Source organism: Paenarthrobacter sp. YAF11_1, from assembly GCF_052113445.1.
Classification (GTDB): Bacteria; Actinomycetota; Actinomycetes; order Actinomycetales; family Micrococcaceae; genus Arthrobacter.
Genome location: NZ_JBFRDF010000024.1, coordinates 1 through 26981 on the forward strand (window position 1 = coordinate 1; position 26981 = coordinate 26981).

A 26981-nucleotide genomic window follows, 5' to 3' on the forward strand; every position below is an offset into this window, starting at 1 on the left:
CCGGTTTCGGTGTAGATGTGGCTGGTTCGGGTGTCGTTGGTGAGCCAGTCGGTCTCGGGGATGGAGTAGCCGGCCACTGGGGTGGGTCCGAGGGCTCCTCCGTCGCCGAAGGTGTAGGTGTAGTTGGCTGGTGTTGCGGTGAGGTGGACGGCTTGGCCGAGGATGGTGACGTCGAAGCCTTGTTCTGCGGTGGTGGCGTAGAAGTTGGTGGGTCCGCCTTTGAGGGTGTGCGGGAACGGCTGGGCTTCGAGGGTTCCTGGGTTGACGGGCAGTTGCTGGAAGTCGGTCAGGATGCGTGCGGCGATGTTGGCCAGGACGTTCTCGGGTTGGGGGTCGTAGAGGCAGGTGGGTCCGCTGACGGGGATCCAGTCGGTCCAGCCCGGATTGGTGATCGCTCTTGGGGCTTCCTTCCAGATCACGGGGGTGCCTTCTTCTCCGCCGGTTGTGGTTGCCGGGCATTCGAGGGCGTCGCAACCGGGGTCCTTGGTGTCAGGTCCATCGGCACGGCAGTGGGTGTCAGCCATGTACTGGTTGGGGTCCTCAGGCAAGGCTGATAAGCCACCTAGCACTGGGACGGCCTGAGCGGCATCTTCACTTTGTCTGAATCGGGCCTCAATGTCGATTCCTCCATTTCGCGTGTTGTTGGATGCCCACGCGTCCTCAGTTTTGAGTGGCCCGCCGAGAATCTGGGCGGCCACGACTGCGGTTGAAATGGCGACGTGAAGGAGATGGCCCCCGTTCAGACCCAGGCTATGAAAGAAGGCCAAGGTCTGTCACCGCCCACTGTCCTTCGACGTACTTCGCAAAAAGGGCGAAAGCATCGTTCGTCATTTCATCGCTGGCTCTACCGGTAGTCCCGTCGGCGTTGTAATAGTTGATTCCCTCTTGAATGACCTGCACTTTTGACCACTGGGTAGCATCGCCGCCCGCCCATTGCACCTCAATTACCGGGACCGAGATCCTTCCGCCCGCCAGCCACCGCCCGTCGATATATCCATCTTCACCGGACTCTTGGAGACGGAGACAAAGCCGGCAATCTTGGGTGATCAACGGCAGCCATGACGACATGTCGCCTGTCTCGTCCACGTAAGAGAGCTGCGCGTACCAGTACCCAATAAACGCCTCCAACCCTGCCTTCGAGTTCTCCTTTGCAAGCTCCGGCATCACTGGAACCGGCACGTTCTGCGCCTTCCCCTTCGCATCCGCGGGTTTGTACACGGCGGACGTCGGCGGACCAGCCGGAGTAGCCGAAGCCGTCGGAACCGGAGCGCTGGTGGTGGGCGCCGCCGTCGTCGAGCTTGATTCGGACAGTTGCGTGCTGGGTGCGGGGCCACCCTGACAGCCACTCAGAAGCACCGCCAGAGTGAGAGCCATGACCGCCGTCCAAGGCCGGACTAAAGGAAAAGTGGCAGACGAAAGGCGTGGCATGACAGGCTCCCCAGCAGCTGTTTGGCGTTGTGCCGGTCAGTCTAGGCCGGAGTCGGAGAAGGTTTCATGCCGAATCGAACTGCCTGTGGATAAGTGCCAGCTGCGGCGGCCCCAACCACCTACCCCCGCAGCTTGTCCATCTCCCTGCGGTCCTTCTTGGTGGGTCGGCCGGCACCGCGGTCGCGCTGGGGGAGCCCGAGTTTGGGCGCGACGGGGCGCGGAGGGGTGTGGTCCGTGAAGCAGTGTGAGGCCGCTTCGGCGCCGACGCGTTTGGCGATCAGGCGCCGCACCTCGAGGATCCGTTCCCAGCCGGATTCGCGGACGCGGATGGTGTCGCCAATGATCACGTTTTGGGACGCCTTGACCGGGTTCCCGTTGATGCGGATGTGCCCTGCACGGCAGGCAGCGGTGGCGGCCGAGCGGGTCTTGTAAGCGCGGATCGCCCACAGCCAGGCGTCGACTCGGACGTTTGCCGGTGAAGATGACGGGATACTCATGATTGAGACGAGTCTAACCGGGGCGTCGCTTGCCGGGCGAGAGCGCTGAAGTCGCCGGAAAGCTGCGAGAACGCCGGAAAGCTTCAGCGATCCCGCAGGGCTCCGGCGATCTCGCCGAGCCCGGCCCGCCCGGCGGTGCCAGGAGGAACCAACTACCGCACCGTCACCTCAACCACCTGCGCCATGTTGTTCCCGATGCCCTGGTAATTCCACACCTGGTCAGTGGGCTGCAGCGCGCCGGACGTATCCATCGCCCGGCACCGCAGCACGTGCTCGCCCGGACTCGCGACCCACACCATGGACCACGACCTCCACGCGAAATCACCCACGGGCGGGTCCACATGAGCGGGCATCCACTCGCCGTCGATCCCCACCTCCACCCGCTCCACCTCGCCGTGGCCGGACCACGCGCGGCCGTGCAGCATGACCGGACCGGCATCCACAATGCGGCGGCGTGTGAAGAAGTCCGGAATCCCGGGAGGAGCCATCAGTGATCGAACCCGGATGTGTGTGACGGGCAGCCCGGGCCCATCGGGTCCTTGCAGGTAGTGGTACGCGACCGCCTGCTGGAAACCCATGAACCGCGACGTCACAGCCTCGATCGACGTCAACCACTTCACACTCGCCATGCCATACCACCCCGGAACCAGCAGCCTGAGCGGGAACCCGTGTTGGATCGGCAGGGGACTGCCGTTCATGGCGTAGACCAGCATGACCTCTGGATGCATTGCCTCGGCGATCGAAAGACTGCGTGCATACGGCTCTTCGACGCCGCCCTGGACACCGGCGTCGGCACCGGTAAAGACAAGCTCGACGGCGTCACTCGCCAAACCTGCCTCCTCCAGCAGGGGTGCCAAGGGAGTTCCGGTCCACTCGGCGGTGCCAACTGCGCCGAGGACCCACGGCTGACTCAACGGACGCGGTTCTAAAAGGGATCGGCCGTTTCCTGCGCATTCCATGGTCACTGGCATGGTGACGGCGGGTCTGGCCTTGATGTCCTCAAGACTCATGTCGAGGCTGTGGTCCACGGCCCCGCCCAGCCGCAACCGCCAGGTATCGGCGGCAACGTGCGGGATGTCGAAATGGATGAGCAGGTAGTGGAGTCCTGCCGGCGTGATGTCGTCGTGCAGGGCCTCCAACGGCATGGAATGGTTCCGGCCGGAGAGTTGCAGTTCTTCGTGGGTCAGGGGACCTTCGGTCGGCTGCCCGGGGGTGGCGGCTTTCGCTGCTCTTTGCTTGACGTGGTGCTTGGACATGGGACGGCGGCGTTCTACTGGAAGCTAAACGCTGCGGAGTGCCGCAGCACTTAGGACAAGGATCACGCCGCGGCCGAACCCCGTCAAGAGTCTGTTGCGAGGCCCGCTCTGCGCCTCAACGGAGTCAAAGAGCACGCAAAGGAGGCCTCACAACGCAAGGAGGCTATCGGCGTCGTAATTCCGGGTACTCAAGGTGCGGTGCAACGGTACCGGCGTCGCGCTCAAGGAAGTTCACGGCGGGTGCAACGATGTCGTCGATTTCGTCGAGTATCGCCTCGTTGAGCACCACGTCTGCGGCCTTCAAGTAGTCGGTGAGGTGGTCCTCGGTGCGCGGCCCGATGACGACGCTGGTGACGGCTGGGTGATTCAGGGCGAAAGCCACAGCGAGCTGGATCAGGGTCAGCCCATGCCGGGCCGCGAGCTGCGCGAGGGCGTCTGCCGCGTGCAGCTTGCCCTGGTTGAAGGGGGCGTTGACGTCGAAGCGGCCCGGGACAGCAGCCGACCGCGAACTTTCAGGCTGGCCCACACCCACGCGGTAACCACCGGCCAGCCACCCGCCGTCGAGCGGTCCATAACTCAAAACCCCGACGCCGTACTGCTGGGTGATGGGGAAAACGTCACGTTCGTTGGCGCGCACCAGGAGCGAATACGGGACCTGGTCAACCACGGGCGGCGTGAGGTGGTTGGTGTTGGCGATCCACTGGGCCTCAACAAGTTGGGCGGGGCTGAACACGGACGTGCCGTAGTACAGGATCTTTCCCTGCCGGATGAGATCGTTCAGCGCAGTGATGGTTTCCAGAAGATCGGTGTTGTAGTCCGGGCGGTGCGCTTGGTAGAGGTCGATCCTGTCTGTGTTCAGCCGCCGCAAGCTGTCCTCCACAGCCCGGACGATCCAACGGCGCGAGTTGCCTGCATGCGCCGGGTTGGAACCCATCTGGCCGTGGAACTTGGTGGCGAGGAAAACGTCGTCGCGCCGGCTGTGGATGGCCTGGCCGACCACGGTTTCGGCCTCGCCCTGGGAATAGATGTCCGCGGTGTCGACGCTGGTGATGCCTGCGTCCAGCGCTGCTTTGATGATGCGGATGCTCTCGGCTGGACCCGTGGGTGCGGCGCCGGTGCCGAAATTGAGGGTGCCCAGCGTGAGCGGGCTGATCAGGGCGCCAGTGCGTCCAAGCGTTCGTAGCTCGTTGAGGCTCATGTCGGCTTCCTGTGGTGGGACTGTGCTGATGGGCGGTGTCCGGGCGTGAGTAGGTGGCCACGGACGGGATGTTCAATCGAGGCTACACACGGCCGTCGGAGGCATAAACGCAAGCGGTAGAACTTCTTCGTTTTTCGTCTTGCGAAGTAATGGAAGAGGCCATACTTCGCGACATTTCTTGACACGCGGCAACACAAATGTCTTTCGAATCAACAAATATTGCTGTTCCCGGAAGCAGGTGAATTATGGGAAAGGAACTCAAGCAACACACGACAGGGGACAGCGGAATGACACAGACCACAGTGGAAGAAACGGCGGCCATCAAGGCTGCATTTGCGCAGTTCCCGTCCGGAGTTGCCGCGTTCAGCGCTATGGTGGACTTCACGCCGGAAGCCTTGGTGGCTTCGTCCTTCACCGTGGGTGTTTCGCTGGAGCCGCCGCTGGTGATGTTTGCCGTGCAGAACTCCTCCACAACGTGGCCGAAGCTCCGCCAAGCCCGGCGCTTGGGCGTGTCGGTGCTTGCCGAGGGCCAGGAAGCGGCTGCCCTTCAACTGGCCTCCAAGACCCGCGACCGTTTCGCCGGGCTGGACACCAGCGTGAGCGACTCAGGTGCGGTGCTGATCGACGGTGCCGTGCTGGGCTTCGAGTGCGAAGTTGTCTCGGAGACGCCCGCCGGTGATCACGCGATCGTGGTCCTGGAGGTCAAAGCGACCACCATCAACCTTGAGTCAAAGCCACTGATCTATCATGGCGCGTCGTTCCGGCAGTTGGCTGCGTAGCCGCTAGGAGTTGCGGCTGGCGCTACTGAGCGAACCTTTACGGATCGGGCTCGGAGACTTCCCATTCTTGGAAGTGTTCGGGCCCGATTTTTTTGCGCCGTTGCCGCTGCCGTTGCTGCCGCCGTTGCCAGTGCCGTTGGAGCCGTTGCCGTCGTTACCGGAGCCGGTTTTTCCGTTGCCATTGCCAGTCGTTTTTGCCGAAGTATCCGGGGTTTTCGGACCTGGCGTTGTGCCATTGGATGACGACGGCGTGGGCTCGTCGACGTCGCGGACAGTCACCTTGATGGCGGGCGGCTGCTCAGCTTGCGCGCGGGCGGCTGCACGGCGATCGGCCTCGGCCACGGCATCTGCCCAGTCCTTCGCCAGAACCGGCGGTTCCTTGGTGGCTGCCACGAGAATCGGATGGTGCGCGGCCTGGTTTTCGACCACCGACTTAACCTCCGCAGGTTTGGGAAGGTTGCGGGGGTCTACCTTGGCCTTCCATGCGCCGTCTTTGACAGCGGCCGACGCACCCGAGAGCCGTCGTCGAACGTCTCCCAGGAGGTCGCGCTTGGGCGCGTGAGGGGCGGAAGGTTCGGCGGGCTTCGCCGCTGACGGCGCGGGCGGCGGAGCGGCCGGCGCGGCGGCAACCTTCGAAATGGGCGCGGGGGCAACTTTCGAAACCGGCGCCGGGGCAGCAGGCTGTGAAGCCGTAGCAACCGCTGTGGGAGCCTGCACCGCAGTAGATCCAGTTTCAAGATAGGCGAGGTCATCCAGAGGCGATGCAACAGCTGCAGGAGACTCGACGCCGGTCACGGGATCAGGGACGCGAGCGGGGCGCGGCGGCAACTGGACGATGGGAGTGGTTTCCTTCTTCGGGAAAATCCCCACCATCGCCAGGAGAATAATCGACAGCAGCCGCCCGACTCCCGCTACCACCAAAGTGATGATGATGACCAACCCGAGACCCAGGAACATGAGGACAGCGAGTCCCAGTGTTCCCAAATACGTCAGGTTGATGGCGAGTGTTGTCGGATCCTCCACGTAGCCTCCCCTGGCTGTCGTTTTGTGATGCGCGCATTGCCCACCCAGCTTGCGTATCTAGCCTAAGGTCCAGCACCGACGGAATCACGCGCCGCCCCCTACTCTGGCGGGGTTGTTTCAAAGCTGTTATATGGCATGGGAAAATATGTTGCCCAGCTCTCATTTACAGCCTCAGATTGGGACCTCGTGACCCCTGACCTTGCCAGACTCCACAACGGCGCCTGTCCCTGCCTCTCCGGGGATCAATACGACGATTGCTGCGCCCGATTCCACCGCGGTGACGCCGACGCGCCCACTGCCGGCCAACTCATGCGTTCCCGCTATTCGGCCTTCGTCGTCCTGGACCCCAGCTACCTCCTGCGCACCTGGCACGCCTCCACCCGGCCGGAGGCCATGGACCTCGATCCGGACATGCAGTGGCGCAGGCTGGACATCGTCGCGACGTCGAAAGGCGGCCCCTTGGACACGACGGGCACGGTTGAGTTCGCTGCGCACTACAGGCTCGACGGCGAACGCGGCGTCCAGCGCGAAGTCAGCCGCTTCGTTCGGGAAGGCAAGCGCTGGTTCTACGTGGATGGGGACGTTCGCTAGCGCGTCATCGATAGTTGCGGTGCAGGTTCTCCTTGGTTGAGGCTCCGGGCGAGGCGTCACCGATCCACGGCCCGGTGCCTTCGGACTGGTCCAGTACCCCGGCCTCCAGCCAGGCGTAGTCACCGGCGAGGACTTTGCGCGAGAGTCCATGATCGCCGTCGTCAGTATTCCTCCACAGCTGGTCGAAGTATTCGTCCACCCGCACACGTGCCTGCTCACAGAATGCCTCTGCCAGTTCGAACGCGGTGGCGCCTTGTTCCGGGTGCTTACGAAGGAGCATTTCGGCCCGCGAGCAGCACGCGGCCATGGCGAACAACTCAGCGCCGATGTCCACAATCCTGCCAAGGAACGCCTGCTTGTGCTCGAGCTTCGCCTGCCACCTGCCCATGCCGTAGAAGGTCTGCCGCGCGAGCCGCCGCGAGGACCTCTCAACGAATCGCAGCTGCTTGGCCAACCGCCCGAATTCCGCGTAGGACCGGGGATCCATGCCGGCACCCGCCACGAGTTTCGGCAGCCATTTCGCGTAGAAACCAGAGGCCCCGACGGCGGCCCTCGCCTTGTCCTGCAGGCTCGCGTCCGCTGAGGCGAGGTCGCCCGCGGCTGCAAGGTGCGCATCCACGGCTTCGCGGGCGATCAGCAGTTTCATGATCTCGCTGGAACCCTCGAAGATCCGGTTGATGCGCAGGTCCCGGAGCAGCTGCTCGGCCGGGACTGCGCGCTCGCCCCGGGCCTCAAGGGAATCGGCGGTTTCGAAGCCACGGCCGCCACGGATCTGGACCAGTTCATCGGCGATCCGGCAGCTCAATTCAGTGGACCACAGCTTGGCCAGCGCAGCCTCGATGCGCACATCCTTCTGGCCGGCGTCGGCCATCTCGGCGGACAATTCGAACACCGCTTCCAGCGCAAAAGTGGTGGCGGCGATGAACGCGATCTTCTTGCCCACGGCTTCGTGCTTGCCCACGGGACGTCCCCATTGGGTCCTGGCGTTGGACCATTCACGGGAAATCTTCAGGCTCCACTTTCCGGCAGCAACGCACAAACCAGGGATGGAAAGCCGTCCCGTATTGAGAGTGGTGAGAGCAATCTTGAGTCCTTGGCCTTCGCGGCCGAGCCTGTTGGCTGCAGGGACCAGGACCTGGTGGAACCTGGTCACGCCGTTTTCGATTCCACGCAGCCCCATGAAAGCGTTGCGGTTCTCAACCGTGATGCCGGGGGAATCCATTTCCACAACGAAAGCAGAGATCCCGCCCTTGTGCTCGGTCCCGTCAGCATCGGTATGTGCCGGAACCCGGGCCATGACCACCACCAATTCGGCGATCACACCGTTGGTGGTCCACAGTTTCACGCCGTCCAAAAGGTAAGAACCGCCGTCGTCGGACAACACGGCAGTGGCGCCCATGCGCGCGGGGTCGCTGCCGACGTCTGGCTCTGTCAGGAGGAAAGCTGTAATGGCACCGGCGGCGCATCGCGGCAGGTATTCCTGTTTCTGCTCAGGTGTGCCGAATTCCTTCACAGGCTCCGGGACGCCGATGGACTGGTGCGCGGAAATGAGGGCGCCGAGGCTCGGATGAACCGATCCCAGCAGGGCCAGCGCGCGGCCGTAGTAGACCAGGGACAAACCCAGCCCGCCGTATTCGCGAGGAATTTTCATGCCAAAGACGCCAAGGTCCGCGAGCCCTTTGAGGTACTCGTCGGGAATCTTGGCGTCCCGTTCAATGGTGCGGCCGGACATGGTCTTGGCGAACGTGAGCAGCCGGCCCATGAATTCCTCGCCCCGCTCCACGTCATCGGCCCGTGCTTGTGGCCAGGGGTGGATGAGGCTGAGGTCGAAGCTGCCCAGGTAGAGGCCCTTGGCGAAGCTGGGCCGGTTCCATTCGGTTTCCCGCGCGGCTTCGGCGACGGCGCGGGCTTCTTCTGCGGTGGCGTTGACGCTTGCGGCGGCGAGACTGTTGTCAGTGGCGGACGTCATGGGGTAACTCCTCTAGCCGGTTGTGCCGGATGGAGCCAGGGTCCGCCGTGGGTGGGAACCCTTCAGCTGTCCCTCAATGCTACCCGCGGGTAGCTACCCGTACCAGAGGAAATCTGCGGCTGGAATTCGGCCGGAATTTCCACTTGTCCTGCGTGGTGAACCAGGCGGTCCCACGCGAAATTAATGCCATGGACAAGGCCACCAAGAACACCTTTGACGGCGTACCAGACCATGCCCATAGTGCCGATAAGAATGATTGTTGCCATTGCTGCTGCTGCGATGAATGCCACTAAAAGTGCAGCGAAGACCAGCGTTCCAATAACGACGTAGGTGCCTGTTTCCAGCGCAGTGAAATCGAAATCCATGGTTCCCCCCGGAGCGACGGTGCGTGGGTCGGCGCGGCGTGGCTGCGTCGATGTTCTGACACTAGGGGTGGGCGTGCTTTCCGGCCAGAGCGGAAACGCCTCGCGACGCCGTTGATATGGGATCGAAACCATACCGCACGGTAGGTTACGAAATGGTTGCGGTGGGGAGGCTCTGACGCTCTGCGTTAACCTTGTACGGGGCAGTTTCCGCTGCCAGCCAGGTTTCGCAGCAGCTGAAGGAGAGTAGTTGTCCCGTTCAGCCATGTCCTCCGCCGACGCCATCAGCGCGAGGCTCCGTGACCTCGAGCAGCTGACCAAAGGCCCTGCGTGGGCTTTGACCCGATCGGCACCGTGGGTGATCGCGGTGCTGCAAGCATCCTTTACCCGCACCCGGCCGCAGCTTCCCCTCGAAGAGTTCCACGCCGACGTCGACGCTTTCCTTGAACAGCTCCGGCGCCAAGACCCGACGCTGGGCGGCCAGCAGAACGGCAAGCTGTTCGGCGACGAATGGACGCGCAAGCAGTTCCTGACCCGTCGCAATCAGTCCGGCCAGATCGTCTACGAAGTCACGGAACCCGCCGCCCGCGTGCTGGCGTTCCTGGACAGCCTTTCCAGCGAGCGTTCCACGCTGAATGGCTCGCGGCTCGGCACGCTTCTGGGCGATGTGGAGAAGCTCGCCAACGAGACCAACCCGGACCAGAGCGCGCGGTTGGAAGCCCTGGAGGAGGAAATCCACGAGCGGCAGCAGTTGGTGGAGGACATCAGCTCAGGCGAATTCGATGGCCTCCTGGACGACGAGGAAGCCGTGGAAGCCGCCGGCAACATCCTGGACCTGGCCGCCAGCCTGCCCGCGGACTACAAGAAGATGCGTGACCGTATCGAGGAATTGGTGGGCGAACTCCGCAACCAGATCATCGAGGAGTCCCTAAGCAAGGGCGCCACCATGGCCCAGGTTTTGGAGGCCGACAAGCGGCTGCGCCAAAGCCCCGAGGGCCGCACCTTCCGGTCGTTCACTGCCTTCCTGGAGGACCCACAGCAGCAGTTGCGCTTCCGCTCAGCGATCGGCGAAGTGTTGAGCAGGCAATTCGCCGACGACCTCACCCATGAGGACCGCGAAACGCTCAAAAACCTCGTGGCCGAACTGCGAACGCAGCACAGCCAGATCCAACGTATCTACGGCAAGCTTTCCGAGAGCCTGAATACGTATATCCAGAGCGACGACGTCCGGCAATCCGTCAGCCTCCGCAAGGTGCTGGCCGAAGCCGAGCAGGCCATCCGCTCCATGCCCTACGAACGGGACCGGCCCAGCCTGATCCCAGGGCCAGTCCTGTTCAACGCCGGGTTCGAGTCGCTGGCAATGGTCAAACTGTTCGACCCCGACGAATTCGCCACACCCCCGCGGCTCGCCGACCCCATCGCGTTCAGCGACTCCGACCGGGTCCGGTCGGCGCGCACCGGCAAGGCCAAGCCTGCTGCTGTCCGGGCGGCCATGGCCGGCGCGGCCACCCTGGGCGACGCCTGGGAAAACCTGCCCGCCGAAGAACGGCACATCAACACCATGCGCACCCTGCTGTCCATGGCACTGCAGGGCGGCGCTGCCTTCGACCGGGCCGCCTGGGAACACATCGACTTCGAACAAATCGACGGCAGCATCCGCACGGCGTACCTGCCTGTCGTCACGCTGAATGAGGATTCTGATGACTGAGGAAATCACCACAGAGGAAAGCACGACGCCGGACGTCGCCGAAGCGGGGGAGGTCACCGAGGAGATGGTTGAGGTTGGTGTTGAGACGGCTGAACCGGCGGAACCGGCGGCCGAAATCAGCCACGCGGATCCGTTCCGGGTGACACCGAGGGACTCCTTCGTTGACGGCGCCGCCCTGTTCCCCGGCGACACCGGCGTGCTCCCCATGAAAGTGCGTCACGCCTTGGTGAAGCTCCTCAAAGGCCCGTACATCGACGGCGGCCGCGACGAGAAATTGTGGACCACCCTCTTGGACAACCAGCTGATCCTCCGCAGCCGCCTGTCCGAACTTTTCCTCACCCTCCAGCTCGATCACGACCGCAAAATCGCGGTCCTCCGCCCGGTCGATCCCGAAATCATCGGCGCGAGCTCCCGGTCCAGCATCCTCCGGCAGCAGCGTGCTTTGAGCCGCGTGGAAACCATCGTCCTGCTCCGCCTGCGCCTCCTGCTGGACCGCCACGTCACCGCCCAAACGGACCCGACGATCACCCGCGAAGAAATCTCGGATCTCGTTGCCAACTACACACCCGCAGGCCAGCAGGACGCCCTGCGCGACTCCGACGTGGTCACCCGCACCATCACCAAACTCCTGGCCCGCCAACTCCTCCTCCCCACACCGCTGGACGACAGCTACACCATCAGCAACGCCCTCCCACTGGCCCTGCCCTTCGAAAACATCGGCGACATCCCGGCCCAGATAGAGGCGCTGATATCAGTAGCCGCCGACGAATCCGGAACAGAGCCCCTCCTGGACCTGGACTCCGACTCCAACCAACCCACGCCCTCAGATGACGACCTGGACGAGGACCCCGAAGGCGACGGGTCCGCTGAGGTGAGCACCGACGTCGAGCGTTCTGAGCCAGCTGTCGGCGCCAAGGGTGATATGCACGACGAAGCCGGAGCGATGGATGCCGGACCGGGAGTGGCATCGGGCCTGTCGAAGCCGCGCGTCGAGCTGATCGAAGATCAGCTGCGCGGCGAAGGGGCGGGGCCGGCATCCATCGCGCAGGCGGACGCAACCACGACTGACGGGATGACCAAGTGACCATCGCAAGCATGCTCCCGCTCGGTGAGCTCACAAACCCGGGCCAGATGCGTTTGGCGCTCGTGCAGGTGGTCAACTGGGGCACATTCCACGGGGCCCACACCATGCATGTGGACCGCAAGGGGACCCTTCTGACGGGCAACTCAGGTGTCGGTAAGTCGACGCTCTTTGATGCGATGCTCCGGGTGTTTGATGCCCGTCCGCGCTCGAATGAGGCTGCTGCCCAGCGCTCCGGCGGTGCTGTGGAGGACAAGAGGACCACGTTCACTTACATGCGCGGCAAGGTTGGTGATAAGGCGGTGGGCGACAGCTCCGCCAGTGCCTTCCAGCGCCCGGGTGCCACCTGGTCCGCCGTCGCGCTGACGTTTGATAACGCGGCCGGCACGAAGGTGACGGTGTCGGCGCTGTTCGATCTGCCGAAAAACGGCACGGAGTCGAGCGTCGGGCGTTTTTACGTGATCGACAGCAAGCCGTTGGACCTTGAGGCCATTGAGGGGATCGCGCAGAAGCGGTTCACCAAGGGCGCGCTGGAGTCGATCTTCCCGGATGGGCAGGTTTTCGACGTCCACAAGGCGTTCGCCGAGCGTTTCCGGAGGCTCCTGGGTATCAACTCGGACCAGGCGCTGCCGCTGTTGCGTGTGATCCAAGCCGGTAAGGGTTTGGGCGGCAGCGTTAATACCTTCTTCCGCGACCAGGTACTTGACGCTCCGGCCACGTTGGCTGCGGCCGATGATGTGGTGGAGGAATTCAGCAACCTGATGTCCATCCGGCAGCGGTTGGAGGATGTCCGGCAGCAGCGCGACCAGTTGGCACCCGTTCCGGGGCTGAACAAGGAGTACGCGCAGGCGTTGCTGGACGCGAACCGTCTGCGGGAGTTGGCCGGCGAGGAGTTTGAAGCGTACAAGCAGCAGCTCGCGGTCACGGTGCACGCCAAGACGCTGGCCCGCTACAAGGACTTGGCCCAGTCCAAGGCCCAGGAACTCGCCGCTGAGCGTACGGTGCGGGACGCTTTGGCCAAAGAGCTCCGCGACCTTGAACTGGATTACAACAACCGCGGCGGCAACGCGATTTCGGCCATTGAGCAGTCGTTGGAGAACGCCAGGGTTGGCCTGAAGCTCCGTCAGCAGGTTGAAGATTCGGCTCGGAAGGCGCTGGCCGACGCCGGACTGAACCTTGAGTGGTCAGCCGAGGGCTGGGACCAGGCGCATGAGCAGGCAGCAGCCCGCTCGGCGGAGCTGAAGGACGATTCGGAGGCACTGAAGGAGCTTCGTTTCGAGGCGTTCGACGGGCACGCCACCAAAAAGCGGGAACTCGCGGCGGCCCAGCAGGAACTCCTGTCGTTGCGGTCGCGCAAGTCGCTGCTGCCGCCGTCGAGCATCGAAAACCGCGCGGCCATTGCGGCCGCAACCGGCGTCCCGGAAGAGCGCATGCCGTTTGGCGGCGAGTTGATCGACCTCGCTGAGGGGCAGGATCAATGGCGTCCGGCCGCCGAGCGTGCGCTGCGCAATCTCGCCACCACGTTGCTGGTTCCGGGTGAGCATTTCGCGGCGGTCACCCGGTACCTGAACGATAACGCCGTCCGTGGCGCCCTCCGCGCCGTGGATGTTTCCAAGCCGCTCGCCGGTGGCGCGCTGGCTGTGGAGGACGTGTCCGACGGCGACCTCTTGACTAAGTTGAGCATCCTCACCTCGGGCGCCAACGCGGACGCCGGAGAGTGGATCCGGGAACGGATCGCCGTGGACTTCGCTTACCCGTGCGTCGAGGATCCTGACGAGCTTGCTCGGCTGGACAAGGGCCTGAGCCTGGGTGGCGTGGTCAAGCGCAACCGTCACACGGTGGAGAAGGACGACCGGTTCACGAGCCGCCAGGATTACGTCCTGGGCTTCGACAACGCTTCCAAACTGGAGTTGGTGGCAGCCCGCGTGGGCGAGTTGGAGAACGAGCTCGTGAAGGCCGCGGAACTTGCGCAGAGCCGTGAGGATTCGCACCAAGGCATGGCCCGGCAGCTCGAGGCGCTCCGCCGTGTCGCTGAGGATGAGCGGCCGTGGGAGCAAGTTTCCGCAGCTGTCGCAGCAGAGGAACTTGCCCGGATCGAACAGCGCCTCTCGGATGCTTTGGCCGCGCAGGCCGACCTGGAGCCGTTGCGGGCCACCATCGAGTCCGTACGCGAGAAGCACCAGGCCTCCACAGGTACGGCCGCGGTGCTGCAGAGCGAGTACAAGGCGCTGGACCACAAGATGACCACGGCGGACGGCCTGCTCGATGCCGCGAGGCTGAAGCTCGAGCAAGCACCGCCGTCGGCTTCTACCGTCACTGCACTGGAGCCGTACTTCGACGGCGTCGCCGAGGTCTCTGAACTGTACGAGCTCGACAACCTGGCCAACAGCGTCCGCAACAAACTGCTCGACGAATTGCATTCCGCAGAGTCGCGCGGCCAAGCGACGGCTGAGCGGTTGACCCGCATGTTCGAAGCCTTCGTGCGCGACTGGGGAAGTGCCATCAGCGCCGATCACGGTACGTCGATTGGGGCTGCCGGGGACTTCGAATCCCGCTACCACGCGATCGTCAGTGATGGTTTGCCCGCACAAGAGGCCGAGTTCCGGCTGTTCTTCAACCAGCGCACCCACGAATCGTTCAGCACGCTCCTGCATTTGCTCGATGAGGAACGCCGCAGCATCACCAGCCGCATCCTGCCCCTCAACGGCATCCTGTCCCAGGTGAATTTCCACGAGGGCAGCTTCCTGGAACTGGACATCAAACAGACGCTTCCGGCTACGGCCAAACAGTTCAAGGACGCGATCCAGAACGCCTTGAAGGCGAAGCACACCCGCCCCTCGCGTGGCGCTGCTTCAGCCACAGAAGTGGACGACGACGCCGAACTCACCGCGCGCTATAAGTCGCTTGAGACCTTGGTCAAGCGCCTTGGATCCCAAACCCCGGAGGACCGCCGTTGGCGGTCCGAGGTGCTGGACGTTCGTGGCCACCTGTTTATCCAGTGCAAGGAGCACCGTGAGGTCGCTTCGAAATCGGGCAAAACCGGCACCGGCAAAGCAGTCAAGCGGAAGACCGAAGTCTTCATGCATGCTGATACCGGCTCCATGTCCGGCGGTGAGCGCCAGCGTTTCACGGCGTTCATCATGGCTGCGGCCCTGAGTTACCAGCTGGGCATTGCCGAGCAGGGCTTTACGACGTACGGCACGGTGATGATGGACGAAGCATTCGTGTTGGCTTCCGAAGAGTTCGCGGGTGCCGGCATCAAGGCGCTCCACGAGTTCGGGTTCCAGCTGTTGCTGGCCGCCCCGGAAAACGTGATCGACCTGTCCAGGCACCTTGGATCCGTTACGGAAATCCTCCGCGACAAGCGAACCAACCGCTCGGGTGTGCTCACGGCTCCGGTCATTGCCGGGCCCGGTGACCCCGGAGCATGGCGGTCCGAAGCCAACCCGGTGGACATCGTCCTCCGCTGACGTCCCCTGCCGTCTTGCCCGCCCAAGTAGGTAGCAGATCATGCCGTTTTGACCGTTCCAAACGGCATCTGCTGCTACCTACTTGGGGTCGCCGGGAGTTACTTCGCGCGGACGCGGTCCAGGAACTGTTCTGTCCTTGACTCCAGCCCGGTGATCTGCCGAACCACGACGGCGGCCGGGTCCGGGTTGATCTCGTTGGCGGGCGGCTCCTTGCGCACGTTGGCGCTGCAGCCGAACTCCGCGCAGATCAGTGTCCCCACGGTGTTCCCGTCCTTGCCGGATTGTCCGGCTTTTTTGGCAACCCACAGGTAGACGTCGTCCTTGGAGAAGACGTCACGGCACAGTTCGCAGAGGACAACGCGCCTCTTGCCGGACCCGCCTTCAGGAGCCCGGAGCAGGATACCGGTGAGCTTGCCCCGGTGGGGAACCACGAGGTAGCCGCGCTGGGGCATCTTTTCGTCGCGCCAGCCGAGGAACTCCAGGTTGTCCCAGTCAATGGTCTCGAAGTCGCGGGGGAGGCTGGCCTTGGCGGCCTCCGAGCGGCTGGCGTTAATGAATGACGCACGAACCTGTTGGGCTGTGATTTTTTGCATGGCAAAGCTTCTTTCGGAAATGGTCGACGTCCGCGCGCTGAGGTTTGGCGCGCGGGAAGTGGCAGAAGACGTCGGTCATCGGAGAAAGAGGGCACTGCAAAGAAACCCAGAATCGGGTGCTGGGCTGAGTGCCTAGAAGGATGCCGACGAGCGGGGTAGTGCCAAGCAGGCCAAAACGGCCACCTCGCCAACCATGGCTGCAGCAACTGAAACAGTGCGCACGCTCATCCCCTCGTTCCAATCCGTAAGAAGCGGTAGTCCGCTGCCACCAATACTTTCAAAACTTCCGGGCAGATGTCCATTGAGAGATGATTCGGCTGGAGAGCGCGGGATGTGAGAGATGGTTCGGCTGGAGGGCGCGGGATGTGAGGGAGCGTGTGATCTGCATCCCATTTCACCCATAGGCTGGATTAGGTGACGCAAACGTTTCTTAATTATCGGCAGGCTAGGCTAGCCTTACTTAGGTTCGCATCACTTACTTAAGGAGTCCCGTGGCTTCCCTTCTCCCACGCCGCGCCCTGCTGAAAACAGCAGGAACCGCGACGGCCGCGCTTGCCGCCGTCGCTCTTACCCTCACCGGCTGCTCCACTGGCCCCTCGACCTCGGCTCCGGCTTCTTCCGAGGCAGCATCCTCAGCTTTCCCCGTAACCCTCAAGAACGTCTTTGGTGAGACCACCATCAAGGAACAGCCCAAGCGCGTAGTCACCGTCTCGTGGGTCAATGATGATGTCGCGATCGCACTGGGCGTTGTTCCCGTCGGCGTTCCGAAGAACGAATGGGGCAACAACGATCAGGGCTCCACCCCCTGGAAGGACGCGGCCCTCGAGAAGCTCGGCGCCGGCTTCGGCACCGACAAGGCTCCGGTCCAGTTCTCCGAAGCTGACGGCATCAACTTCACCGAGATCGCCAAGCTCAGCCCCGACGTTATCCTGGCCGCCTACTCGGGCCTGGAAGAAGCTGACTACAAGAAGCTCAGCGAAATTGCACCCGTTGTGGCACAGCCAGAGCTCGCCTACGGCACGCCGTGGCAGGAAAGCACCACCCTGATCGGCAAGGCGCTGGGCAAGGAAGCCGAAGCCAAGAAGCTGATCGAGGACACCGAGACCACCGTCAAGGACAAGGTTTCCAAGTTCCCGCAGATCAAGGACAAGACCTTCATCTACGGCAACCTCGAGCCCGCCAAGGGCGACGGCGCCAACGTTTACACCGCCATCGACAACCGTCCCCGCTTCCTCTCCGAAATCGGCATGAAGCTGGCTCCCGTGGTGGAGCAGAACACCAAGTCGACCACTGAATTCTTCATCCCGTGGTCCGCTGAGAAGGCCAACGAACTCGATTCCGACATCTTCGTTACCTGGGTTCCGGACGCCACCACGGCAGATGCCATCAAGGCTGATCCGCTGCTCGGACAGATCCCGGCCATCAAGAAGGGCGCCCTTGTTGCCGATTCGGACAACACTCTGACGCTCTCCATCTCCGCCTCATCGCCGCTGAGCCTGCCGTGGGCACTGGATACGTTCCTGCCGCAGCTGGGTAAAGCAGCGGACGCCGCAGGCAAGTAGCTGCAATGAAACTGAGTACGACGACGGCAGTCCAGGGGCGGGGCAACGGCACTTCGGTGCCGGCTGGCCCGGGAGGCATCACCCCTGGTGCTACGGGAACCGGAGGGGGAACCGGTTCCCGTACCACCGCAGGCAAGCGCACCGCTTGGCTGTTGGCGGCCGTCGTCGTACTCGTCGCTGTCTGCGCCGCATCCTTGGCGATCGGCGCGCGCGGGCTTCCGCTCACTACTGTTTGGGAAGCTCTCACCAACTTCACTCCGGAGGACGGTAACCACGCTGTGGTCATCGCCCGGATTCCCCGCACTGTCCTGGGCCTGCTTGCCGGAGCCGCACTTGGCCTTGCCGGTGCAGCCATGCAGGGCGTGGCCCGCAATCCACTGGCCGATCCCGGCATTCTGGGGCTCAACGCCGGTGCTGCCCTGGCGGTCGTCGTGGGGATCTACGTTTTCGGTATCGGCTCGCTGTCCGGCTACATCTGGTTCGCCTTCATCGGCGCCGCGGCGGCCGCCGTCGTGGTTTATGCCGTTGCTTCCCTGGGGCGGGACGGCGCGACGCCGGTCAAACTCGCCCTCGCGGGTGCGGCCCTGAGCGCAGGCCTGTTCTCCCTGATGAACGTCATCCTGGTTTCGAGCCAGGACACGTTCGATCGTTTCCGTTTCTGGCAGGTGGGCACCATCGGAGGTCGTGACTGGTCCGTCCTCCTTCCCGCGCTGCCGTTCCTAGCCATCGGGGCCCTGATCATCCTGGCCGGCGGCCGCATTCTGAACAGCCTGGCACTTGGCGACGACATTGCCCGCGGCCTCGGCCAGAACGTCGCTTTGGCCCGTGGCATCACGGGGCTGGGCATCGTCCTGCTCTGTGGATCCGCCACTGCCGTGGCCGGACCGATCGCCTTCCTGGGCCTCGTCATTCCGCACGCTGTCCGCTCGCTGACCGGGCCGGACTACCGGTGGATCCTGCCGTTCTCCGCCGTTGTGGCCCCCATCCTGCTGATCAGCGCCGACATCGTTGGCCGCGTGATCCTTCTCCCGGGCGAAGTCCCCGCAGGAATCATGACGGCAATCATCGGCGCTCCCGTGTTCGTCTGGCTCATCCGCCGCGGCAAGGGGGCCGGACTGTGACAACCGTCCACAAACTCCCCACCGAGTTGGCACTTAATGCCAATAATGCGGGCAAACATGGCCATCAACTGTCACTTCGGCGCGTGCTGAGCCCTACGTTTTTCCTCGGGCTCGCTGTCGTGGTCATGTTCGCGGTTTATGTGCTCCTGGGTAGCTACACGGTGACCATCCCGGACTTCTTCAAGATTGTCATCAACCACCTGACCGGCGGGGAGAAGATCCCGGGGGCCAGCTTCATAGTCATGGAGCACAAACTTCCCCGCGCAGTGGTGGGAACCATGATCGGCATCGCCTTCGGCCTGGCCGGTGCACTGTTCCAGACCATGCTGCGCAACCCCCTCGCCAGCCCGGACATCATCGGCATCAGCTACGGTGCCAGCGCGGCGGCCGTGACGGCCATCGTCATTTTCGGTGCTTCGGGGGCCGTTGTTTCCGGCGCTGCGCTCGGTGGAGCGCTCGGGGTCGCAGCCATCATCTACGCCATCTCCCGCGGCGGTTCGGGCGCGGGTGGAGGCAGCCGCGGCAATGCCGCCGGCAACCGCCTCATCCTGGCAGGTGTCGGCATCGCCGCAGCCCTGCACGCGGTGGTCAACTTCCTCATGACCCGTGCTGACATCCGCACTGCAGCTGATGCCCTCATTTGGCTCAACGGATCCTTGAACTCCGCAACCTGGGACCGGGCAGGCGTCCTCGCGGTCTCCCTGCTGGTCCTTATCCCCGCCGTCGTTGCCCTGGCAGGGCCGTTGCGCATCCTCGAACTGGGCGACGACGCCGCTGCTGGCCTTGGGATCAAGGTCAACGCCGCCCGGCTGGGACTGGTGCTGACCGCCGTCGGACTGGCCGCCGTCGCAACCGCCGCTGCCGGCCCGGTAGCGTTCGTCGCTTTCCTCGCCGGTCCGATCGCCCGCCGGATCGTCCGCAAACCGAGCCTCCCGGCGTCGGCCCTTACCGGTGCGCTGATCGTGCTCCTGGCCGACTTCTTCGCTTCCAACATCGCTCCCGTCATCCTCGACGGAACCGTCCTCCCGGTCGGCGTCATCACCGGCGCCCTCGGTGCCCCCTTCTTGCTGTGGCTGCTGGTCACGTCGAACCGAAAGGAGGCCTGACATGGCCATCCTTAATGCCCAGGACCTGACGCTCCAATACGAGGCTCGCAAAGTGGTGGAGGGACTCAGCACCGAGATCCCCGAGGGCAAAGTGACCATGATCGTGGGCGCCAACGCCTGCGGGAAGTCCACGCTCCTGCGTGGCCTGTCACGGCTTCTCAAGCCTGCCGGTGGCACCGTGACGCTGGACGGCAAAGACATCCACACCCGTCCCGCCCGCGAACTCGCCCGGACGCTCGGCCTCCTGCCGCAACATCCCACCGCTCCGGACGGCATCACCGTGCGCGATCTCGTGGGCCGCGGCCGCTACCCGCACCAGGGCTTCTTCCGCAGCTGGAGCGCAGCCGACGACGCCGCGGTGCAGCGCGCGCTCGATGCCACCTCCACGCTGGAACTCGCTGACCGCAGCATCGATGAACTGTCCGGCGGGCAACGCCAGCGCGTATGGATCGCCATGGCCCTGGCGCAGGAAACGGAAGTTCTGCTGCTGGACGAGCCCACCACCTACCTGGACCTCGCGCACCAAGTGGAAGTCCTGGACCTCATCACGGACCTCAACCGCAGCCGCGGCACCACCGTGGCAATCGTGCTCCACGACCTCAACCTCGCGGCACGTTACGCGGACCACGTCATCGCCATGAAGGGCGGGTGCATTGTGGCCGAAGGGCCCGCTCCCGTCGTAGTGACAGAAGAACTTGTCTACAACGTTTTTGGCCTGGAATCCCGCGTGGTTCCGGACCCCATTTCAGGCACACCGCTGATCGTCCCCATCGGACGCCACCACGCACGCCCCGCTTCAACCAACGAACTGGAGATCGCCTCATGAGTGCACAACCGACCCAGGCAAAAGCAAGCGCCGCCGTGGAGCCCATGACCCTCGCCTTCGACGTCACCGTGACGGCCGTGCAGGAATTGAGCCCTAACTTCCGCCGCATCACCTTCGGCGGTTACTCACTGCGTGACTTCGGCGTTGCCGGCGACACCCTGGACCTCCGCGTGAAGCTGATGATCCCGTCCTTCGACGCCTCCGGAAACGTCATTCCGTTGCCTGCGTTCAAGATGGAAGAAGCCGGCTGGTACCAGGAATGGCTCGCGATGGACCCGTCCGTCCGCGGTGACATGCGCACCTACACAGTGCGCTCCGAGCGCCTCGACGCCGTGTACCCGGAGATCGACATCGACTTCGTCATGCACTTCGACGACGCCGGCCACGGTGGCCCCGCAGCCAACTGGGCTCTCGGTGCGAAACCAGGCGACGCGCTCACCATCATCGGGCCCAACAACCGCGCAGCGCAGTGCACCACAGCCGGCGCATATGGTGGCATCGAATGGCGTCCGGGCCTGGCCCAGCGCGTGCTCTTGGCCGGCGACGAAACCGCGGTCCCCGCCATCAGCGCCATCCTTGAGAGCCTCCCCGCCGACATGACCGGCCACGCCTTCCTCGAAGTACCGGAAGCGGGCGACTTCCAGGACATCAACACCGCAGCCGACATCGAAATCACCTGGCTTGCGCGCGGTGCGGCCATCGGACGCGCACGTCCCCACGGAGAACTCCTCAAGGAAGCCGTCGCCAAGGCCGTTCCCGTGCCGGGCTGGGTAGGCATCAAGGGTGCCGGGACCGCAGCCGGACCCGAGCCCGAAGACGTCAACGTGGACCAGGACATCCTCTGGGAAACCCCGCAGCGCATGGACGCTGCAGCCATCGAAGCCACCAAAAACCCCACCCTTCCCGCCGGTGCACTGCCGTTCTACGCCTGGATCGCCGGTGAAGCCTTCGTCATCAAGGAAATGCGCCGCTACCTGGTGCGGGACGTTGGCATTGACCGTAAGCAGGTTGCTTTCATGGGTTACTGGCGTCGGGGCAAGGCAGAGGGCTAAGCCTGCTGGTCCGCTTAGTCTGCCGCTGGGCGGCCGGTTGACGGCCATCCTCGGCGTGCTGCTCCTTCGTCGCTTTGACGCACGCTGCCGGATGCCCGCCAACCGGCCGTGCGCGCGTGTCACCTTCCGGCGCTCTCTCACTTCCCTCGGGTTTGGGGGCGGCGCTCTCTCACTTCCCTCGGGCTTAGGGGTGTTGCTCTCTCACTTCCCTCGTGCTTGTTCACTTGGGGTTGGCTCTGGTGTAACCGGGGGCGGGTAGCTTCGGTGGGGTGCGGGAGGAATTCGGGGACGGGGTTAAGGCTCGACGGCGGTTTGTCGCCATCGGGGATTCCTTCACCGAGGGCGTGGGGGACCCCAGCAAGGTTTTGCCCAACGGGGTCCGCGGATGGGCGGACCGGGTGGCCGAAAAGTTGGCGAAGGCGGAGCCGGGCTGGGAGTACGCCAACCTGGCAGTACGCAGCAAAAGGCTCCGGCACATCATTGACGAACAACTCGAGCCTGCGGTGGCCATGGAGCCGACGCTCATCACGCTCTACGCGGGCGGTAACGACATCCTCGACTTTGGTACTGACATGGATGCGCTCCTCAACGACTATGAGCTCCTGGTCGCCCGGCTGAGTGAAACCGGGGCCACCCTGGTGCTGTTCACTGGGTTCGACGTGAAAGTCTCCGCGGTCTTGGAGCCTTTCAAAAAGCGCAACACCCTCTACAACCAAAGGGTCCGTGACATCGCCGCGAAGTACGGCGCAGTCCTGGTGGATTACTGGTGCTTTGACGCCTACAAGGACCAGCGGATGTGGGCCCCGGATCGCCTCCACATGTCCAAAGCGGGCCACAAGTACCTGGCCGCGCAGGTCTTGGACCACCTCAACGTCCCACACAAAATCTCGCCCAAGGACTGGGACCCGCCCACGCGTTTGTCCGTGCGCGAATGGGAACGCCGCCAGCGTCGCTGGGTGAACGACTGGGTGGTCCCGCTCTTCGGTCGGAAACTGCGTGGCGTCACGCTGGGCGATGCGCTCAGCCCGCGCTGGCCCCAACCCGTGAAGGTCCCGCGCAAGGGCGGTTTGAAGAAGCTCATGGAAAAGGCAACGCAGTGACGGAACAAATCAGGTTCGTGGCCCTCGGCGATTCCTTCACTGAGGGTGTTGGTGACAACGACCTCAGGCTTCCCAACAATTGCCGGGGTTGGGCAGACAGGGTGGCAGAAGAACTGGCAAGGCACGACGAAACAGTGCGATACGCCAATCTGGCCATCCGCGGCAGGCGCCTCCAACGGATCGCCGACGAACAAATCCAACCCGCCCTCGCTATGAAGCCCACGTTGGTCAGTTTCTACGCCGGTGGCAATGACCTCCTGATGGCCCGGCCCAACATGGCCAAACTGATCGGGGATTACGAGGTCGCCGTCCAACGAATCACAGCCAGTGGAGCCACGGTGCTGCTGTTCACGGGTTACAACGTCCCCTTGTCGCCGCTGCTGGAGCCGCTCAAAGTCCGCACGGCAATCTACAACCGCAACATTCGGCGCATCGCCGCGAAATACCAGGCGCTCCTGGTGGACTATTGGTGCTTCGAGAAGTTCCAGGACCCGCGGATGTGGGCCCCCGATCGCCTGCATATGTCCACTCCCGGCCACAGCTACATGGCCAAAAAGGTCCTCGAGGTGCTCGGGGCGCGGCACTCGCTCCAGTCGCCCAGGCTCGCAGCGCCTCGTCCTCGGACCCGGACCGAAAACATCGCCGACGACGTCGCCTGGTTGAGGCGCGACGTCGGACCTTGGTTTTCGCGTCGGCTTCGCGGCGTATCCAGCGGCGACCACGTGGAGGCGCGGTGGCCGGAACTCATGCCGGTGGTGCTGCCCGAACGGCTGGGCACTGCAAAAGCGCAGTTGCCTCAGTTATCCAGCAGGTTTTCGTAACCCTCAGCAACGCTGGTTGCCGTGAACTCGATGATCTCGAACTCAGCCACGCCATTGCTGTAGAACGGATCCTCGGCCAGGGAGGCGTCCAAGGTTGCCCTGTCCACTTTGGACAGCAGCACGCCGCCCGTGGCTGGGACGCGGCGTCCGGACGCAAGGAAGATGCCGCCGTCGAACGCGTCCTTAAGCCAGGCCATGTGGCCCGGACGGTGGAAGTCGACGATTTCGTCGGGAACTTTGTAGGTCAACGAGACTACGAACATGCCGCCAGCCTATCGGTTGGGCCGCTGCCCGGACCTAAGGAGGCTGTGAATTCTCCTAAGATGGGTTCATGACTCAACCCCGCTGGCTGAACGCCGACGAACGCCGTGCCTGGCTGGCCCTTCTGAGCATCAACACCTTGCTTCCTTCGGCGTTGGACACCCAACTCCAGTCGGTCGGCAAACTGTCTCTTTTCGACTACAACGTGTTGGCGATGCTTTCCGAAACCGAAGGCCGATACCTTCCCATGAGCGAGCTTGCTGCGCGAACAAGTGCCTCCTTGTCGCGCCTGTCGCATGTGGTGACCAAGTTGCAGAAGCGTGGTTGGGTAGAGCGGCAAGCGCACCCCGGCGACGCCCGCGTGACCGTTGCGCACCTCACCGAGGCCGGCATGTCCACCATCGTTTCCCTTGCCCCGGGACACGTGGAATCCGTACGTACGCTGATGCTTGATTCGCTGACCCCGGACGACGTCGCGGACCTCGCCCGGATCGGCGAGAAAATCGTGGCCCGCCTGGATAACAACCACTGGATCCTTCGGGACTCGTGAGGGTGCTTTGTGGCCCCGGGTGTTGAGGTGGCAGACTGACGGCATGGATTTTTCTGCCCGTTACGTTGCCCTGGGCGACTCTTTCACTGAGGGCGTCGGCGACGACGATCCCCACCGTCCCAACGGGGTTCGAGGGTGGGCAGACGTCGTAGCCGGACAGTTGGCAAGCAGCAACGAGGACTTCGGCTACGCGAATCTCGCGATCCGCGGCCGGAAGCTCCGCCAGATCATGGCAGAGCAAGTGGACGCTGCCGTCGCCATGAATCCAACGCTGGTGACCCTGTACGCAGGGGCGAACGACATCCTGCGTCCCAAGATCGATATTGACTCGCTTCTTGAGGAGTACGACGCCGGTATCGCCAAGTTAAGCGCGGTGGGCGCCACGGTTGTCCTCTTCACGGGCTTTGACGCAAAGGGCTCCAAGGTTTTCAGCGCCATGCGCGGACGCACTGCCATTTACAACGAACTGGTGCGCGAAATAGCCGAGAACCACGGCGCCTTGCTGGTGGATTACTGGCGGTTTGACGAGTACGACGATTGGCGCCTCTGGGGCGAGGACCGGATGCATATGTCCACCGCCGGCCACGTCAACATGGCCAAGCGGGTGCTCGATGTCCTTGAGCATGAGCACGTCATCGAGGTCCCCGAACTGGCGCCGACGCGGCTGATGAACCGGGTTGAGGCCCTCAAGGCCAATGCGCGCTGGTTCCGGGAATCCGCCGCGCCGTGGGTGGCCCGCCGTGTCCGGGGCGTCTCTTCCGGCGATGGTTTGAGCCCTAAATACCCCGAATTGATCAGGCCGCTCTAGCCCGACCTTGCGGGCGACCCGCCAGTGGTGAGGCGGTGGCTCGGGGCATGGGCGCGCAGGGCTTATGATGCCGGATTGGTCTTAATTTGGCCTGGCCCGTAGAATAGTTAGGCGCTAGGTAGTGCGGTTCGTGTGCAATTGCTCCGGTTGGTGGTGACTGTCGGTTTTCCCGACATCCCGGTGGCCGGTAGTTAGGGGCTCAAGTTGCGTGCATTCCTGTATTCGCCCGGTATCCCAGGACCTGTTCCAGTGTTCATCACTGCCCGGTCCTGAGGCCAACCTTCTTCGCCGCACTTGCTGCGGAAACTACCGAAATGGTTTGGACCCGGATGCGGACGCTGCCTGTCGCACGGTAACGCAGGAACATCTGCACGCCGTTACATTCAATCTTTGGAGGAGAGTCATGGCAGCACACTGCCAAGTGACCGGAGCCGAGCCGGGCTTTGGACACAGCATTTCGCACTCGCACCGTCGCAACAAGCGTCGGTTCGACCCGAACATTCAGAAGAAGCGCTACTGGGTTCCGTCCCTGCGCCGTAATGTCACGCTGACCCTGTCAGCCCGTGGCATCAAGACAATCGACGTTCGCGGCATCGACTCAGTCGTCGCCGACATCCTGGCACGAGGAGTAAAGCTCTAATGGCAAAGGACAAGGACGTACGTCCCATCATCAAGCTGAAGTCCACCGCGGGCACCGGTTACACCTACGTAACCCGCAAGAACCGTCGTAACGACCCGGACCGTCTGGTCCTGAAGAAGTACGACCCCAAGATCCGCCAGCACGTCGAATTCCGAGAGGAGCGCTAAACACATGGCAAAGAAGTCAAAGATTGCTCGCAACGAGCAGCGCAAGGTCATTGTTGAGCGTTACGCTGCCAAGCGTCTCGAGCTGAAGAAGACCCTGGTTGATCCCAACGCGACTGACGAAGCACGCGAAGCTGCACGCCTCGGCCTGCAGAAGCTGCCCCGCAACGCCTCCCCGATCCGTCTGCGTAACCGCGACCAGATCGACGGCCGTCCCCGCGGCACGCTCCAGAAGTTCGGTATCTCCCGTGTTCGCTTCCGCGACATGGCTCACCGCGGTGAGCTCCCGGGCATCACCAAGTCTTCCTGGTAATCACGAAGCTCTGAAAAGGTCGGCAACCGTCATGGTTGCCGGCCTTTTCTGCGTTTAAGCGTCCTTTCTGGTGTGTGGGGGAGAGGCGCCGGACGGCGGCGGTGAGTTTTGCCGGTGCCGGCTGGTGAGTGGTGCCGCCGGAGGCGGCGGTCATCTTCGGCGCGCTCGGTCGTGCCTCCCTTGGACGCGCGCTGCCGGATGCCCGCCGCCTCCTTTCGTCGCTCTCTCACTTCCCTCGGTCTTCAGACCGACGCTCTCTCACATTCCTTGGTCTTTGAACGGGTCGCTCGCTCACTTCCCTCGGGTTGGGCCCGTCGCTCTCTCACGTCCCGCGGGTTTGGGCCGGACGCTCGCTCACTTCCCTCGGGTTGGTCCGGACGCTCGCTCACTTCCCTCGGGTTGGGCCCGACGCTCGCTCACTTCCCTCGGGTCTGGTTGGTGTTCGACGGCGGTTGTTGGGTTTGGTGCCGGGGCGGCTGGTGGGTGGGGGCTAGGGTGTGTGACGGGCTTCACCTGTGTTGTTTTGGGCAGGTTCGGGGTGGTTCGTGGGTCGTTTGGCTTTGTTGGGCCCGTGTTTGCGGGGTTTTGGGTGGTGTTGGGGTTGATTTGTGCCGGGGCGCGTGGGCGTGTAATGTCTTCTGAGTCGCCGCGAGTGAGACAGCCTGGAGCTGAGAGCCGCGGAGACCGAACCCCTTTGATAAC

25 protein-coding genes and 2 pseudogenes are annotated in these 26981 nt (G+C 63.6%); 17 read left to right on the forward strand and 10 right to left on the reverse strand.

Annotated elements, in window-relative coordinates:
- The 5 genes and pseudogenes from AB4Y77_RS22415 to AB4Y77_RS22435 form a co-directional block, all read right to left on the reverse strand.
- A pseudogene (locus AB4Y77_RS22415) lies at positions 1 to 524 on the reverse strand (hypothetical protein); the annotation flags it as partial.
- 226 nt (positions 525 to 750) lie between these two features.
- The gene (locus AB4Y77_RS22420) at positions 751 to 1428 is read right to left on the reverse strand and encodes a DUF6318 family protein (RefSeq protein ID WP_442015395.1); all 678 of its coding nucleotides are present in this window, start codon (positions 1426 to 1428) and stop codon (positions 751 to 753) included.
- Positions 1429 to 1547: 119 nt separating this feature from the next.
- On the reverse strand, positions 1548 to 1925 hold the full coding sequence (locus AB4Y77_RS22425) for an RNA-binding S4 domain-containing protein (RefSeq protein ID WP_442015396.1): 378 nt from the start codon (positions 1923 to 1925) through the stop codon (positions 1548 to 1550).
- A gap of 152 nt (positions 1926 to 2077) precedes the next feature.
- A complete protein-coding gene (locus AB4Y77_RS22430; RefSeq protein ID WP_442015397.1) occupies positions 2078 to 3181 on the reverse strand; it encodes a sulfite oxidase in 1104 nt (367 codons plus the stop codon).
- Between the two features lie 163 nt (positions 3182 to 3344).
- Positions 3345 to 4379: an aldo/keto reductase gene (locus AB4Y77_RS22435; protein ID WP_442015398.1), complete on the reverse strand. Its 1035-nt coding sequence runs from the start codon at positions 4377 to 4379 to the stop codon at positions 3345 to 3347.
- 287 nt (positions 4380 to 4666) lie between these two features.
- Between AB4Y77_RS22435 and AB4Y77_RS22440 the strand changes: the two genes are divergently transcribed.
- Positions 4667 to 5158: a flavin reductase family protein gene (locus AB4Y77_RS22440; RefSeq protein ID WP_354232834.1), complete on the forward strand. Its 492-nt coding sequence runs from the start codon at positions 4667 to 4669 to the stop codon at positions 5156 to 5158.
- Between the two features lie 3 nt (positions 5159 to 5161).
- Here the strand turns inward: AB4Y77_RS22440 and AB4Y77_RS22445 are convergent, their stop codons facing one another.
- Complete coding sequence (locus AB4Y77_RS22445; protein ID WP_442015399.1) at positions 5162 to 6181, reverse strand: hypothetical protein; 1020 nt, start codon at positions 6179 to 6181, stop codon at positions 5162 to 5164.
- Positions 6182 to 6316: 135 nt separating this feature from the next.
- Here AB4Y77_RS22445 and AB4Y77_RS22450 point away from each other — a divergent pair, with 135 nt between their 5' ends.
- Positions 6317 to 6772, forward strand: a complete 456-nt coding sequence (locus AB4Y77_RS22450) for a YchJ family protein (RefSeq protein ID WP_311212075.1) — start codon at positions 6317 to 6319, stop codon at positions 6770 to 6772.
- Between the two features lie 4 nt (positions 6773 to 6776).
- Here AB4Y77_RS22450 and AB4Y77_RS22455 read toward each other — a convergent pair whose 3' ends face one another.
- Positions 6777 to 8741: an acyl-CoA dehydrogenase family protein gene (locus AB4Y77_RS22455; protein WP_311212076.1), complete on the reverse strand. Its 1965-nt coding sequence runs from the start codon at positions 8739 to 8741 to the stop codon at positions 6777 to 6779.
- A 62-nt stretch (positions 8742 to 8803) separates the two neighbouring features.
- The gene (locus AB4Y77_RS22460) at positions 8804 to 9106 is read right to left on the reverse strand and encodes a hypothetical protein (RefSeq protein ID WP_311212077.1); all 303 of its coding nucleotides are present in this window, start codon (positions 9104 to 9106) and stop codon (positions 8804 to 8806) included.
- Between the two features lie 247 nt (positions 9107 to 9353).
- On the opposite strand from AB4Y77_RS22460, the gene AB4Y77_RS22465 reads away from it, so the two are divergent.
- The 3 genes and pseudogenes from AB4Y77_RS22465 to AB4Y77_RS22475 all read left to right on the forward strand — a co-directional run bounded on the left by AB4Y77_RS22465 (position 9354) and on the right by AB4Y77_RS22475 (position 15362).
- Entirely contained in the window at positions 9354 to 10811 is a 1458-nt protein-coding gene (locus tag AB4Y77_RS22465) for a DUF3375 family protein (protein ID WP_311212078.1), read from the forward strand.
- Between the two features lie 64 nt (positions 10812 to 10875).
- Positions 10876 to 11682, forward strand: a pseudogene (locus AB4Y77_RS22470) (DUF4194 domain-containing protein); the annotation flags it as partial.
- Positions 11683 to 11891: 209 nt separating this feature from the next.
- On the forward strand, positions 11892 to 15362 hold the full coding sequence (locus AB4Y77_RS22475; RefSeq protein WP_442015400.1) for an ATP-binding protein: 3471 nt from the start codon (positions 11892 to 11894) through the stop codon (positions 15360 to 15362).
- 98 nt (positions 15363 to 15460) lie between these two features.
- Here the strand turns inward: AB4Y77_RS22475 and AB4Y77_RS22480 are convergent, their stop codons facing one another.
- Positions 15461 to 15955, reverse strand: coding sequence for an FBP domain-containing protein (locus tag AB4Y77_RS22480; protein ID WP_442015401.1), 495 nt, complete (start codon positions 15953 to 15955; stop codon positions 15461 to 15463).
- Positions 15956 to 16446: 491 nt separating this feature from the next.
- On the opposite strand from AB4Y77_RS22480, the gene AB4Y77_RS22485 reads away from it, so the two are divergent.
- The 7 genes from AB4Y77_RS22485 (at position 16447) to AB4Y77_RS22515 (ending at position 23543) form a co-directional block, all read left to right on the forward strand.
- The gene (locus AB4Y77_RS22485) at positions 16447 to 17517 is read left to right on the forward strand and encodes an iron-siderophore ABC transporter substrate-binding protein (protein ID WP_311212081.1); all 1071 of its coding nucleotides are present in this window, start codon (positions 16447 to 16449) and stop codon (positions 17515 to 17517) included.
- 5 nt (positions 17518 to 17522) lie between these two features.
- Positions 17523 to 18638, forward strand: coding sequence for a FecCD family ABC transporter permease (locus AB4Y77_RS22490; RefSeq protein WP_442015402.1), 1116 nt, complete (start codon positions 17523 to 17525; stop codon positions 18636 to 18638).
- Positions 18635 to 19744, forward strand: coding sequence for a FecCD family ABC transporter permease (locus tag AB4Y77_RS22495; RefSeq protein WP_442015403.1), 1110 nt, complete (start codon positions 18635 to 18637; stop codon positions 19742 to 19744). The genes AB4Y77_RS22490 and AB4Y77_RS22495 overlap by 4 nt, the downstream gene beginning before the upstream one ends.
- Position 19745: 1 nt before the next feature.
- Entirely contained in the window at positions 19746 to 20570 is an 825-nt protein-coding gene (locus AB4Y77_RS22500) for an ABC transporter ATP-binding protein (RefSeq protein ID WP_311212084.1), read from the forward strand.
- Positions 20567 to 21622: a siderophore-interacting protein gene (locus tag AB4Y77_RS22505; protein ID WP_442015404.1), complete on the forward strand. Its 1056-nt coding sequence runs from the start codon at positions 20567 to 20569 to the stop codon at positions 21620 to 21622. Before AB4Y77_RS22500 ends, AB4Y77_RS22505 begins: the two co-directional genes overlap by 4 nt.
- 269 nt (positions 21623 to 21891) lie before the next feature.
- The gene (locus AB4Y77_RS22510) at positions 21892 to 22722 is read left to right on the forward strand and encodes an SGNH/GDSL hydrolase family protein (protein ID WP_311212086.1); all 831 of its coding nucleotides are present in this window, start codon (positions 21892 to 21894) and stop codon (positions 22720 to 22722) included.
- On the forward strand, positions 22719 to 23543 hold the full coding sequence (locus AB4Y77_RS22515; protein WP_442015405.1) for an SGNH/GDSL hydrolase family protein: 825 nt from the start codon (positions 22719 to 22721) through the stop codon (positions 23541 to 23543). The genes AB4Y77_RS22510 and AB4Y77_RS22515 overlap by 4 nt, the downstream gene beginning before the upstream one ends.
- Here the strand turns inward: AB4Y77_RS22515 and AB4Y77_RS22520 are convergent.
- Positions 23519 to 23806 carry a YciI family protein gene (locus tag AB4Y77_RS22520; protein WP_311212088.1) on the reverse strand — a complete coding sequence of 96 codons (288 nt, stop codon included), beginning with the start codon at positions 23804 to 23806 and terminating at the stop codon, positions 23519 to 23521. The two genes, AB4Y77_RS22515 and AB4Y77_RS22520, sit on opposite strands and share 25 nt — an antisense overlap.
- A 68-nt stretch (positions 23807 to 23874) precedes the next feature.
- Between AB4Y77_RS22520 and AB4Y77_RS22525 the strand changes: the two genes are divergently transcribed.
- From AB4Y77_RS22525 to rpsN, 5 genes are all read left to right on the forward strand, one after another.
- Complete coding sequence (locus AB4Y77_RS22525) at positions 23875 to 24354, forward strand: MarR family winged helix-turn-helix transcriptional regulator (protein WP_089596480.1); 480 nt, start codon at positions 23875 to 23877, stop codon at positions 24352 to 24354.
- Between the two features lie 43 nt (positions 24355 to 24397).
- Positions 24398 to 25162 (forward strand): SGNH/GDSL hydrolase family protein, encoded by a 765-nt coding sequence (locus AB4Y77_RS22530; protein ID WP_311212089.1) that lies wholly within the window; start codon positions 24398 to 24400, stop codon positions 25160 to 25162.
- 403 nt (positions 25163 to 25565) lie between these two features.
- Entirely contained in the window at positions 25566 to 25802 is a 237-nt protein-coding gene (gene rpmB, locus AB4Y77_RS22535) for a 50S ribosomal protein L28 (RefSeq protein ID WP_011776361.1), read from the forward strand.
- Positions 25802 to 25969 carry a 50S ribosomal protein L33 gene (gene rpmG, locus AB4Y77_RS22540; RefSeq protein ID WP_003798558.1) on the forward strand — a complete coding sequence of 56 codons (168 nt, stop codon included), beginning with the start codon at positions 25802 to 25804 and terminating at the stop codon, positions 25967 to 25969. Before rpmB ends, rpmG begins: the two co-directional genes overlap by 1 nt.
- Before the next feature lie 4 nt (positions 25970 to 25973).
- On the forward strand, positions 25974 to 26279 hold the full coding sequence (gene rpsN / locus AB4Y77_RS22545) for a 30S ribosomal protein S14 (RefSeq protein WP_011776360.1): 306 nt from the start codon (positions 25974 to 25976) through the stop codon (positions 26277 to 26279).
- Positions 26280 to 26981: the final 702 nt, after the last annotated feature.

Excerpts from the sequence above, each read along its gene's own strand:
- AB4Y77_RS22420 (WP_442015395.1), bottom strand. The coding sequence starts at position 1,428 with ATGCCACGCCTTTCGTCTGCCACTTTTCCTTTAGTCCGGCCTTGGACG.
- AB4Y77_RS22425 (WP_442015396.1), bottom strand. The coding sequence starts at position 1,925 with ATGAGTATCCCGTCATCTTCACCGGCAAACGTCCGAGTCGACGCCTGG.
- AB4Y77_RS22430 (WP_442015397.1), bottom strand. The coding sequence starts at position 3,181 with ATGTCCAAGCACCACGTCAAGCAAAGAGCAGCGAAAGCCGCCACCCCC.
- AB4Y77_RS22435 (WP_442015398.1), bottom strand. The coding sequence starts at position 4,379 with ATGAGCCTCAACGAGCTACGAACGCTTGGACGCACTGGCGCCCTGATC.
- AB4Y77_RS22440 (WP_354232834.1), top strand. The coding sequence starts at position 4,667 with ATGACACAGACCACAGTGGAAGAAACGGCGGCCATCAAGGCTGCATTT.
- AB4Y77_RS22450 (WP_311212075.1), top strand. The coding sequence starts at position 6,317 with ATGGGAAAATATGTTGCCCAGCTCTCATTTACAGCCTCAGATTGGGAC.
- AB4Y77_RS22455 (WP_311212076.1), bottom strand. The coding sequence starts at position 8,741 with ATGACGTCCGCCACTGACAACAGTCTCGCCGCCGCAAGCGTCAACGCC.
- AB4Y77_RS22460 (WP_311212077.1), bottom strand. The coding sequence starts at position 9,106 with ATGGATTTCGATTTCACTGCGCTGGAAACAGGCACCTACGTCGTTATT.
- AB4Y77_RS22480 (WP_442015401.1), bottom strand. The coding sequence starts at position 15,955 with ATGCAAAAAATCACAGCCCAACAGGTTCGTGCGTCATTCATTAACGCC.
- AB4Y77_RS22490 (WP_442015402.1), top strand. The coding sequence starts at position 17,523 with ATGAAACTGAGTACGACGACGGCAGTCCAGGGGCGGGGCAACGGCACT.
- AB4Y77_RS22500 (WP_311212084.1), top strand. The coding sequence starts at position 19,746 with ATGGCCATCCTTAATGCCCAGGACCTGACGCTCCAATACGAGGCTCGC.
- AB4Y77_RS22505 (WP_442015404.1), top strand. The coding sequence starts at position 20,567 with ATGAGTGCACAACCGACCCAGGCAAAAGCAAGCGCCGCCGTGGAGCCC.
- AB4Y77_RS22520 (WP_311212088.1), bottom strand. The coding sequence starts at position 23,806 with ATGTTCGTAGTCTCGTTGACCTACAAAGTTCCCGACGAAATCGTCGAC.
- AB4Y77_RS22525 (WP_089596480.1), top strand. The coding sequence starts at position 23,875 with ATGACTCAACCCCGCTGGCTGAACGCCGACGAACGCCGTGCCTGGCTG.
- AB4Y77_RS22530 (WP_311212089.1), top strand. The coding sequence starts at position 24,398 with ATGGATTTTTCTGCCCGTTACGTTGCCCTGGGCGACTCTTTCACTGAG.
- rpmB (WP_011776361.1), top strand. The coding sequence starts at position 25,566 with ATGGCAGCACACTGCCAAGTGACCGGAGCCGAGCCGGGCTTTGGACAC.
- rpmG (WP_003798558.1), top strand. The coding sequence starts at position 25,802 with ATGGCAAAGGACAAGGACGTACGTCCCATCATCAAGCTGAAGTCCACC.
- rpsN (WP_011776360.1), top strand. The coding sequence starts at position 25,974 with ATGGCAAAGAAGTCAAAGATTGCTCGCAACGAGCAGCGCAAGGTCATT.